At 49.1% G+C, this 11,937-nt stretch carries 5 protein-coding genes; 2 read left to right on the forward strand and 3 right to left on the reverse strand.

Annotation, left to right across the window (positions count from 1 at the left end; genetic code table 11):
* Window positions 1-160: 160 nt before the first annotated feature.
* The 3 genes from B153_RS0118340 to B153_RS0118350 form a co-directional block, all read right to left on the reverse strand.
* Window positions 161-3,022 (reverse strand): TonB-dependent receptor, encoded by a 2,862-nt coding sequence (locus B153_RS0118340; protein WP_020598199.1) that lies wholly within the window; start codon window positions 3,020-3,022, stop codon window positions 161-163.
* Window positions 3,023-3,356: 334 nt separating this feature from the next.
* Window positions 3,357-5,924 carry a TonB-dependent receptor gene (locus tag B153_RS0118345; protein ID WP_020598200.1) on the reverse strand — a complete coding sequence of 856 codons (2,568 nt, stop codon included), beginning with the start codon at window positions 5,922-5,924 and terminating at the stop codon, window positions 3,357-3,359.
* A gap of 517 nt (window positions 5,925-6,441) precedes the next feature.
* Window positions 6,442-7,122 (reverse strand): hypothetical protein, encoded by a 681-nt coding sequence (locus tag B153_RS0118350; protein WP_020598201.1) that lies wholly within the window; start codon window positions 7,120-7,122, stop codon window positions 6,442-6,444.
* A 217-nt stretch (window positions 7,123-7,339) separates the two neighbouring features.
* Between B153_RS0118350 and B153_RS35425 the strand changes: the two genes are divergently transcribed.
* Both B153_RS35425 and B153_RS0118360 read left to right on the forward strand, forming a co-directional pair.
* Entirely contained in the window at window positions 7,340-9,352 is a 2,013-nt protein-coding gene (locus B153_RS35425) for a sensor histidine kinase (protein ID WP_020598202.1), read from the forward strand.
* A 285-nt stretch (window positions 9,353-9,637) separates the two neighbouring features.
* Complete coding sequence (locus B153_RS0118360) at window positions 9,638-11,854, forward strand: penicillin acylase family protein (protein ID WP_020598203.1); 2,217 nt, start codon at window positions 9,638-9,640, stop codon at window positions 11,852-11,854.
* Window positions 11,855-11,937: the final 83 nt, after the last annotated feature.

The following is an 11,937-nucleotide window of genomic DNA, read 5'->3' on the forward strand; positions in this document are numbered from 1 at the left end:
AGGTTTTTCTTCTAAACCGAGTGAGAAATCGTTAGCCCTATAGTTCAGGGTCGATTGGATTATGACCCTTCACAACTCTATATGGCTCTACTAAAATACCCCAGACATTACAGACCGCTTTCAGGTGAGCGAATGTCAAACAGAAATCTATTACACAGATCTATCGCATCAATTCATCGAAGGTCAGGCTAATGTAATACATGCCGCCGATGCGGGCCAATCCGTAGCCCTGGGTGTAATAAGTATTGAGCAGGTTAGTACCGCCTACTTTAACGACCGTTTTATAGGCAGGCACTTTATACGATACCTGCGCATCCAGGCTCGACCAGGCTGGCAACCAAGTATCTCCGGCCGTAATCCCCTGCTCCCACCATACGCGATCGGTCCATCGGTAAGTCAGCGTTGCGCCCATCCGGTCGGTAATATGAGGGTTATTCAGGCTGATGTTGTAGCGATTTTCGGGCGTATTGAAATAATTCCTTCCTTTTTGAGCGACTTCGGGCTTACTCATTTTACGCTTGATGATCGGAACCCCTACGTTATCGTCCACTAAATTTCCCTGGAGGTCACGCAAGGTAATTAAACCCACCTGATGAACATAGTTGCCCATCAGGGTAAAATTTCGTCCCAGATTATATTCCAGCCCTGCTCCCCAGCCATCGACAATGATGTCGCTACGGGTATTCAAATTAACCTGTACGATTCGATACGCTTCTTTGCTCAGATCCGCGATTTGCCCGGTATTGGGCTGGTAAACGGTTTGCGTTGTTATGAAGTCGGTGTATTTGCTGTGAAAGTAGAAAGCATCAATAGCAAATTTATTCTGAATCAGCGTTTTGTATCCAATTTCCCAGGTTCTTAGTTTCTCGGTTTTAAAGATACCAGGCGTAAATGCACGGGCCTGAAGCTGGGATTCGGTAATACGGCCAGCCGCAAAATCGACAACGTCGCTCTCCAGATAAGACGGTTTCGACACGAAGCCAGCCGTTTCAAGAGTAGAGGCCAATCCGCCAACTTCGCCAGATCGCCCGGCTATCGGCACCGAAAACAACTGACCTGGTGTCGGATTGTGAAAGGCCATCTGCCATGAGGCCCGGAAGTTATGCGGACCAAGACTGGCTACTGCCGATGCACGGGGCGAAAACCCGCCCGTCAGGTACTGGTTCTTGTCATACCGAACGGCAAGCGTGGGTTTAAGAGTTAATTTATCCCCAACCGACAGTTCTTTGGACGCCTGGATATAGGCGCCATACTCATTTAGGGTATATTCCGAACTATCGGGTTTCAGTGCCAACAGCGTACCTCCCGTGTTGAGGGCATACTGACGAACACTGGCTCCAACAATGATCTCGGCAACATCCGTCAGTTCTTTAAGATTATACATGCCTTCATAATGCCATAACGCCGAGTTGTCACGGAAACGGGTACCTCTGGCTCCTCGATAACCCGGTATGGTATCCGTATTGTACGTGTTTGCAAAGGCATCGCGTGCCGCATCGAACCGATCCGTACCAGGCAAAAAACGACTTCGGTCGGCTGTAATCCGGGATTGCCCAATGGTCACTTTATTTTCTACATAAGCCTGCCCAAATTCCGTAGCCCATTGCGCAAGTGATTTCCAGCTCGTATTGATCCCCAGTGCCGTTTGGCCCAGATTCCAGGCTTCGGCCCTCTGCTGGGTTGTATATGCCCGTAGAAAAAAGTTTTCACCACGCAATTCAGCTTTGATCTGGTGTTGCTGATAATCTGGAAAATACTCCCGGAAATTGGCCGTGCGCATAAAATTCCCATTCCCATACTGCCAGCTTACAGAAGCTTCTATAGCATCGGTCAGTTTGTAATGAAGGGCCAGATTGGCCCGGTTATTGACTACCTTACCCGCATTGCCCAGCAATTCCAGTTCTGTGTACCCTGTACGCGTCACTAACTTATTTTGTAATAATACGTTGGCATAATTAGCAGGAAACTGATAAGCACTCCCATTACCACTTACTTCGTCACCATAGATGTTAACCCCATCGTATTGAAAATTGGTATCGGGGTTATTGTTCGGTGCATACCCTACGCCTGTGGCAATCCCGCCCTGATTACGGTCGGTGGCAAAGAAACCCGGTCGGGAGCGGGTCAGTCGATCACTGTAGTCGTCGGCGATGAAGTCTGTTCCCATAAACCGCTGAATATTCACCTTAAACGCAAAGCGATCCCCAATTTGCCGGGCGTACCGAATGGCCAGATCGCCGAAAGCTTTAGGTCCGAAATCTGCCTTACCGACATTATTTACGCCCCCTTTTAGCTGAACACTCAGGCCCTGATTCGTAAATGGGTTCTTGCTGTTCGTTATCATAAGTCCCTGCAGGGCATCGGGTCCGTACAGTGCCGACGAAGCGCCCGGAACCAGTTCAATATGCTCAACGTCCAGGTCAGGAATACCCGTCACATTCCCGAACCCGAAACCTAAACCGGGCGACCGATTGTCCATGCCATCATTCAGTTGCACAAACCGGGCGTTGTTGTTCGCCCCAAAACCACGAAGGTTAACGGATTTAAAGGTCAGACTTTGGGTGATCAAATCAACCCCTTTTACATTTTGAAGTGCGTCGAATGGGCTGAAAGCGGGCGATTGGCTAAACAACTTATTGTCAATCGGTTCTATACTTACGGAAGCTTTTTGAATGTCTTCAGGAATGCGGCTTGCTGCCTGTACCAATTCAGCCTTGATTACAGTCTCTTCAACCAGTTTTACCTGAATCCGTCGAAAATTATTACCTCGTACCTGTACGTCTTTCCGTTGATAGCCAATCGATGATACGGTAATGACCAATGGCAATTCGCTGCTGGTTTGTAGGGAAAACCGCCCGTCTGGCTGCGAAGTGGTTCCGTTTGTAGTGCCCTGAACAAGGATGGTTACGCCTGCCAGCGGATGCTCTTTTTCATCAGTGACGATACCGGCAAGGTTTAGCTGCGCATAAGCTGTAGCTAGTCCCTGTAGCATAAATCCCAGTAAAAGAAAGAGGTGTCTCATAGGCTACCGTTTTGAGGAAGTAGTTAGTTGGTAATTTACGTTTGAACTACTTACGTGAGTTGATGTTTCATGACGGCTCATTCTTCATTTGTCTCACTCGTATCAGATGTCTGTTTTTTGATTAACAAAATCATCTTTTCGCATCCTTACCGATTACGCAAACCCATACACGTTACCAATGACGTCGCCAGAAGTAACCACAAATATCATAAAAACAGAAAAGCTGTTTGCGTTATTTGATACATAACGCAAACAGCTTCCGTAAAGTGAAAAAATTTATGCTCTGGTTGCCGAAATAGTCAACACTACATTAACCAGGGCCTTACTACCCGCTTTAGAAGGTATAGCGGAAGGTGATCCCGTAGGTTCGGGGATCGCCCACAATACCAGCATAATGCCCGGCACTTCCAGGAGCGGCTAACAATTGCTCGAAATAGTTCGTATTAAACAGGTTTCTGCCCCAAATGAAAACCGAAACGCCCGTCGATGCCCGGAAACCGAGCCGGCCGTTGACTAAGCTATACCCATCGATATTCAAATACTGAGACGGCGAAGGGCTCGATGAGAACGATGACCGATAGAAGGCGTCCAGGCCCAAAAAGTAATTGCCTTTCAGGTTAAAAAGCTCTCCTCTGGCCGTTGCTTCTCCACCTAATGAACCTGACCATTTGGAAATACCGGGCAACACCCCACCCGAAATATCCTTGAATGCCTGCTCACCACCCGTTTCTTCGAGCGGCACGGGCGCGTTCTTAAACGATACGTAAATACCGTCGGTATAGGCCAGAGCCGTGTTCAGGGTCAGATGACTACCTACCCGAACGCTTCCATCCAGCTCAACGCCCAGTACACGCACTTTCTCGGCATTGGCCAGATAGCCTCTGTTTACACCCGGCTCTGGGGTCTGAACCTGAGTTTGATAATCTTTGATTTCTGTATCATAAAAAACAAGATTCAGGGTAGAGTTGGGAGATGGCTTTGTCTTTAACCCAAACTCAATGTGATTGACCGACTCAGGCTTTACTTTAGCCAGATCGAGTAATACCTGACCATTGGCCGTTGGTAGTCCACCGATGTTAATCCCAACAGGCTTATAGCTTAGCGCATAGGTTCCAAAGGCATTGATGGCGTTACCGACTTTGTATTGCAGGGTAACCTGTCCGGAAAAATTAGCCTCCGATGCATCGGTATCAAACGCCTGATTGGTATAGACACCATTTTTCAAGGCGATGAGGGCAGCATCTGTGGTTTGCAACCCACCGTACGTTTCCCGCTTGTAATTGGCAACTTTCTTATCGTAGTTATAGCGAATGCCCGGCAAAACGTGCAGGTTATCGGTAATGGCCCAGTCGAGCTGACCAAATACCGCTAAACTCGTGCTCTGAATCCGGTTTGTGGTACGAATGCCAAAGTTATCGAACAAACCGGGTGTTTTCCAGAGTGCGCTGGTAGAGCTCTGGGCAAAGCGCCACTGTGCCGATCCAGCTTCTTCGGTCTGTACAGGGTCGGATTTCAGATCCTGCCAAAGGCCAAAGAACCCAATCACGCCACTTACTTTCGACGATACTTTACCCGCATACCGTAGTTCCTGCGACCACTGATCATGAATCGAGTTGCCCGACGAAATGGTGAAAACCGGCAAGCCGATGTAATCGCGGTCGTTCAGGGGAGTCCAGCGCCAGTGACGCCATGCTGTCGTAGAGGTCAGGGTTCCATTGCCCAGTTTAATATCGGCGTTAAGTGATATACCGCCAAGTTTATTATCCGCCTTTGAAGGTGTATCCAGATCAACAATGCGCTCAAAGGCACTTGAGTACGGCAACTTATAGTTTAGATCGGCAATGATGGCGTTGAACTGACGATAAGCCGCTCGTTTGGTAGGTACTACGCCCGCTACTGGCCAGCCGTACCCATTTGGTTTCTGCGTAGAGGCATCCCCAATCAGCGTAATCTTTACATTATCGGAGGGCGTGTAAAGAAGTTGTCCACGAAACCCGATATTGTTGATGTCATTGATGTTTTGCTGAGTATGTACATTATAGAACAAGCCATCGCGCTGCGTTCCCGTAAACGACACTCTGGCGGCCAGTTTTTTGCTCAATGGCCCCGTCAACGATCCTTTTGCCTGAATGAATCCGTAATTGCCATAGCTTAATTCAAAGCTTCCACTAGGTACAAAACTGGCCGACCTTGTGGTGATATTGAATGCACCCGCCGTTGTGTTTTTGCCATATAAGGTTCCCTGCGGCCCTCTCAGTACCTCAACCTGCTCAATATCGATAAAGTCGAGCGCGGTAGCTGCCGGACGGGCATAGTAGACCCCGTCGACATAAAAGCCAACCCCCGGATCGATACCGTCGTTGGTAAGTCCATAGGTTGAGCCCAAACCACGAATATTCAGGGTTGTATTCCGGGCATTGGATGCATACAATTGAACGGTTGGTACCAGCTCCTTCAACCGATTTACGTTGAAAGCCCCGGCATCTTCGGCCCGAGTCCCACCTATAATCGAGATGGGGATGGGCACTTCCTGTGCCGACTCCTGACGCCGTCGGGAAGTAATTACCACATCAGCTAATTGATTGGTCCCTTCTTCCAGTTGGATTTCTGTATTGTTATCACTGACGATCACTTCTTTGGTTTGATACCCCAGAAAAGATACGACTACCGTAAAGGGGAGCTTCTGCCCCGTAAGCAGTTTGAATTGCCCATCCGGATCGGTCGCGTTGCCGTTGGTGGTTCCTTTGATGGTTACTGTAGCCCCAACCAATACTTCTTTCGTTCGGGCGTCGATAACTTTGCCACTTACGGTTGAGTTGATGATAGGCGCATTTTGGGCAGATGCCAGAAGGGAGAAAAGAACTAACCCTATCGAGAAAGTGGATTTTAAAAGTCTATACATTCTACTTGTGTTTGATGGTACTTTATGAACTACGAATCTGTGCGTATACAGTATTTTCTACGAGCCGATCGCGTCCGTCATGCATGTGTGTTGGTTGCTTTTTGCTACACTCTCCTATTAATCCCGGTTGTAGATAGACTATTAGTACTTATAGTCTATTGAATTGATAGATTTTGTAAATCAGCTATATGTTTTGTTTTATTCCAAATTATAAGCTCAAAAATCAGCTTAAAGCACTTATTTTCTTGTTTAAGCACTAACAAAGCCTAAAATAAGTCAATATGGATTTGATAAAGCTTAAGAAGTTGCGAACTTGGCCAGCTACTTAAAACGAATGAGCACCAAAGCGATTGTAGTCGTTCCGCTTAGTTTGTTCACCTTATTTATAAAGAGATGTTGCCAGGCAAGTGGTTATTTTTCGGTAACACGACCAGTGGACGCTACTTATGAGGCATGAAAAAGCCGATCCATTTCTACGAAAACGGATCGGCTTTTTTTATTATCTGCGTGGCACTACTTACGCAGCCCGGCTACTCTGCGGACGACGCAGGATAGGCGACCGAAGCGATTGTGCATTGGCCTCTTCAATTACCTGCTCCGATACCATGCCCAGGTGATTAGCCCGTTTCAGCACATAATCGAATGGCAGGTTGAAATAATTGGCCACTTCGCTACGGAAACTATCGGGGAAACGAGTAAGCCGCAACCCAAAGAACTTGCGCACTTCCAATTCAGGCAGCATAGCCGCCAAGGCTACCCGTTCTGCTTCGGCCAGCAGTTCTTTTTTGACCGGATACAGATGCTCCAGGCCAATGGAAGCGGCCAGAATGGTCAGGAACAGATTTTTATACATCATCGACAGCTCAGCGGGCAGTATCACCCACCCTTGCTCCCGAAATTTGGCCGAAAAACCAGTCAGGCCCTGCTCTCCCCGGATTTCCCCGGCAATAAATTCATCTGGAAACTGAAGCCGATCATCGGTTTTCTGCAGCCGGAATACGACGGCTTCGACAGGGCTTTTTTGAAACAGCAGGTTGGCCGGAAGCGCTCGGGTAGCCTCCCACTGATCCGTCATGCGCATAAACAGACTTTCGTTTACGGGCAGATTATCGGGGTTGCCGAGACTTATGAGCATTCGACGGAAAGCGGCCAGAAAATCGATCTGGAGTTGGGCTGGATTCGAACGTCCTTTTTTCATGCGGATTGAGTTGCCAGGTACGGTTTTATCAACAATTGCTGGCTCATTAGTCGTGTTGTTCGTTGAAAATTGGGGAGGTAAATATACACAATAACTAGCTGAAAACAAAGGTATAAACCCAGGAAAGTATTATCCTGTTATTCATTCCGGTCCAGAGTTCGTATCTTGCTTCGCCCAGACGGTCAATTCACCTTTTTTCGACCTTCCTGAGCGTCTAATGACCGATTTTGACCAGCCTGATGCCGCCCCTGCCAACCCTGGCCAACCAGTTGAACACGTAGCCAGTGACCATCTGGACCGTATTTTCGAAACAGCGCCGGTTTGTATCGTGTCGTATCGAGCCATACGAAACGAAGCCCATGCCATCGTTGATTTCAAACCATTACGCGTAAACCGAGAAGCCCTAACTGCCTGTGGCCATACGCGCGAAACGATCATGGGTTCAACCCTACTGGGCTTGTTTCCCTTATTCCGGGACAGTGCACTACTTAACGATTATTTGACGGTTGTTCAATCGGGCGAAAACCGCCGGAACGATCATTATATTCCAGGGCTGGGTGGGTGGTTCGATGTGTCGGTTTCCTGCATTGCGCCCGATGAACTGGCGGTTGTGTTTATTGATATCAACTCCCGTAAGGAAGCCGAGTTAATGAGGCAGCAGCAGGGCGAGTTGCTAACCCAGATAAGTCAGTCGATGCAGATGGCCGTATCCAGTCATTTACCCATCCGCGATGAAAACGGCCATATTGTTGATTTTCAATACATCTACTTCAACGATAAGGCCAAAGAGTGGCTCCCTGTTCCTTGGGAGGCTGTTATTGGCCAAACGGTACGGACCATGCAGTTTGCTGCAAATGTCGACCAGACCATTGCCCGTCTGGCCCGCGTTGTCGAAACAGGCGAAACCGAACAGTTTGATGCCACTATTGCCGACGGTCGGGTTTTCTACAACATTATTGCCCGCTCTGGCGAAGGTACTGTTTCTACTTTTATTGATGTAACTGAACAACGGAAGTCCGAACAACGTATTCTGGAACTAAAGGCTATTTCTGACCAGCAGACTGCATTACTACAAAGTATTCTGGACTCGTCGTTGACCGCTATTTCCTGCTACGACGCCATTCTGGACGAACAGGGTAAAGCTATCGATTTTCGCTTTGTGCTGGCCAATCAGACCACCTTCGACATACTGAGCACAACGGCTCATGAACTGTATGGTAAAACAATCATCGAACTGAATCCGGCCCTGATGGGTAGTGCAGTTCTTGATACCTACACCCGCGTCTATGAAACAGGCCAACCCCTGGTTATGGAGCGCCAGGCCTGGGGCCGTTTCTTTTACGTGTCGATGGTGAAGTTTGGGAAGGGAGTTCTCTCATCGGCCATTGACATAACCGAAAACCGACGGTATCGCGAGCAACTTGAAGCGGCAAACCTGGCGCTTAAGCAAAGTAACGACAACCTTCAGAGTTTTGCCTATGTAGCCAGCCACGATTTGCAGGAACCTCTCCGAAAAATCCGATCATTTGGCGATCTGCTTCTAAACGAATACCGTCCGCTACTTCCCGAAAATGGTCAGGATATGCTTCGCCGGATGCAGGCAGCCGCCGAACGCATGAGCAATCTGATTCAGGACCTGCTATCGTTATCACGACTCACAACCTTGCACGCTACTTTTGCTGTCGTAGACCTGAATACGTTGTTGGCCGAAGTGCTTACGGATCTGGAAACGGTTGTCGATGAGACAGGGGCCATTATAGAACGGTGCGATTTACCTACTGTTCCGGGCGATCAGCTACAACTCCGTCAGTTGTTTCAGAATCTGCTGTCCAATGCCCTTAAATTTCGTCAACCCGACCGTTCACCGCATGTGCGCATTCACCTCCGTCAGGTAAAGGCGCAGGAAGTTCCGGCAGGTTTGCTGACGTATACAGCCACCGGCGACTCAACCCCCATCATTGGAATCCCCGCGCCTGTGCAGGCGGGTGGCCCGGTTAAACTTTTTCATGCCATCACGATCACCGACAACGGTATTGGCTTTGATGCTGAGCGATATGGCGAGACTATTTTTGGCGCTTTTCAGCGGCTCCACGGCCGAAAAGGAAATTTTGTGGGTACGGGTATCGGGCTGGCCATTGCCAAAAAAGTAGTTGAGAATCATTACGGAGGCATTGTTGCCCGAAGTCGCGAAGGCGAAGGAGCTGCCTTTACGGTATACCTGCCTGCGTAATTCGACATTCGGTACAGTCAATGGCTGACCAGCGTTCTACATGCCTGAAAAAGTCATTCATGCAGAACGCTGGCTGTAGGTTACTTAGTCCTTTGTGCTCAACTGTACTGTTTAGCCAGATCGCATTAGCCTCAACATAAGGCCCTCTTCGATAAACGGTTACACCTGCGTCTGCCGAGGGTTAGCGTTGTCGGATAGCAGAAAGAAATAGTTTATGCTGGCGAACTGCCAGGAACGGTTATTTTTGTTTTGCAACTCATTCGATTTTCATACAACCTTTCATCAATGACCTACCTTTCTCTATCGATTAGCCGTTTAGCCCCTGTTTTGATTTTACTGCTCACCGCATTCATCACCGAGGGGCAGCCGTTTACGAATGCAGAAATTGCCCGCTGGCAGCAACAGGCCAAACAAATTACCATAACCCGCGATACCTGGGGGATTCCGCACATTAGTGGTAAAACCGATGCCGACGTCATTTTTGGCGTACTATACACCCAGTGCGAAGATGATTTTGCCCGTGTCGAAACCAACTACATCGATGCCATCGGCCGGATGGCGGAAGTGGAAGGGGAGTCGGCGCTGTACCACGACCTGCGGGCGCGGCTCTTCCTGGACTCAACGCAGGCCATAGCCCTCTATAAGAAAAGTCCGGCCTGGATGAAAAAACTGCTGGATGCCTTTGCCGATGGCACAAATTATTATGTATACACGCATCCGGAGGTTAAACCGCGTTTGCTCAAACGATTCCGCCCCTGGATGCCGCTGATGTTTAGCGAAGGCAGCATTGGCGGAAATATCAGTGTTATTTCGACGGATCGACTGAAAGCCTTTTACGAACACAACAAATTTACCTCGTCGATCAACGATTTTGACAAGTATGAACGGGAACCTGTCGGCTCAAACGGGTTTGCCATTGCCCCGGCCAAAAGCGCAACCAAGAATGCGTTGTTGCTCATCAATCCGCATACCTCCTTCTATTTCCGATCGGAGGTACACCTAACCAGTCAGGAAGGGTTAAATGCGTATGGGGCCGTTACCTGGGGACAATTCTTTATCTATCAGGGATTTAACGAATATTGTGGTTGGATGCATACCTCCAGCGGTGCCGACTCGATGGACGAATACCTGGAAACCGTTGAGAAAAAAGGCGATGCCTATGTTTACAAATCGGGTAGTTTGCTCAAACCTGTTCGGATGCAGCGGGTTCGTCTGCCCTACAAATCGGGAAACAGGATTCAATACAAAGAGTTTACAATGTACTGGACCCAGCATGGGCCCGTGGTAGGTGAAAAAGACGGGAAGTGGATTTCGGTCGCCATGATGAACACCCCCCTGAATGCGCTGGAACAATCGTACCTGCGTACCAAAGCGAAAGGGTACACCAGCTACAAAGAGGTGATGAAATTGAATGGTAATGCGTCGAACAACACCGTTTTTGCTGACCGCGACGGCAACATCGCCTACTGGCATGGTAACTTTATGCCCAAACGCGACCCCAAATTTGACTGGAGCCAGCCCGTCGATGGCAGCAACCCCGCTACGGACTGGAAAGGGATGCATACGGTCGATGAACTGGTTCAGGTACACAACCCGGCTAGTGGCTGGATTCAGAACTGCAACTCGACACCTTATACCGTTTCGGGCAGCAGCAGCCCCGCCCAAAGCGCTTACCCAGCCTACATGGCCCCTGACGCTGAGAACTACCGGGGGATCAATGCCGTTCGGGTGCTGAGTCAGAAGTCGATCTTCACGCTCGACACCCTGATTGCAGCCGCCAACGACCCGCATCTGGCTGGTTTCGATGAACTGATTCCGGCGTTGGTGACAGCCTATGAATCGGTCAAAAACGACCATTCCTCAACCGATGTAGCCGCAGCCATTCAGGTACTCAAAGACTGGAACAAAAGCTACGGAACCACCTCCGTTGGCACGACACTGGCTATTTTCTGGGGTGAAAAGATTCAGCGTCTGGCCCGTAGTCGTGTTCCGGCCACCCAGCGACTCGATTTCCTGAGCTTCACCGATTTTGTGATCAAGCAGACGACATCCCAGGAGAAAGTTACGGTTCTGAACGAAACCCTGGCCGAACTAACCCGCGATTTTGGCACCTGGAAAACACCCTGGGGCGACATCAACCGCTACCAACGGCTGACGGGCCACATTCAGGAATCGTACGACGATCAAAAACCCAGTATTCCGGTTGCATTTACCCCCTCCGTCTGGGGGTCGCTGGCGGCTTATGGAGCGCGAACAGCCCCCAACACAAAAAAACGCTACGGATATGTGGGCAATAGTTTTGTGGCTGTAGTCGAATTTGGCAAACGGGTAAAAGCCCGGTCTGTAGTAACGGGTGGACAAAGCAGCCGCCCCGGCGAAAAACACTTCACCGACCAGGCCGAACGCTATTGCGCTGGCCAATTCAAAGACGTCTGGTTTTACCCCGAAGACATTAAGCAGCATGTAGAAAAGACCTATCACCCTGGTGATAAATACAACTAGACTCCATTAGATTATGCATTCTGGCAGCTTCTGGCTTTATAGACTTGTTTATTTCAGGCATTGGGCATTCCTTTGCTATCAAT

The sequence above is a fragment of the Spirosoma panaciterrae DSM 21099 genome, assembly GCF_000374025.1.
Lineage (GTDB): Bacteria > Bacteroidota > Bacteroidia > Cytophagales > Spirosomataceae > Spirosoma > Spirosoma panaciterrae.

What these genes read in the sequence shown, in the direction of transcription:
- B153_RS0118350 (WP_020598201.1), bottom strand. Translation starts at nt 7,122, where the DNA reads ATGAAAAAAGGACGTTCGAATCCAGCCCAACTCCAGATCGATTTTCTG.
- B153_RS0118345 (WP_020598200.1), bottom strand. Translation starts at nt 5,924, where the DNA reads ATGTATAGACTTTTAAAATCCACTTTCTCGATAGGGTTAGTTCTTTTC.
- B153_RS0118340 (WP_020598199.1), bottom strand. Translation starts at nt 3,022, where the DNA reads ATGAGACACCTCTTTCTTTTACTGGGATTTATGCTACAGGGACTAGCT.
- B153_RS0118360 (WP_020598203.1), top strand. Translation starts at nt 9,638, where the DNA reads ATGACCTACCTTTCTCTATCGATTAGCCGTTTAGCCCCTGTTTTGATT.
- B153_RS35425 (WP_020598202.1), top strand. Translation starts at nt 7,340, where the DNA reads ATGACCGATTTTGACCAGCCTGATGCCGCCCCTGCCAACCCTGGCCAA.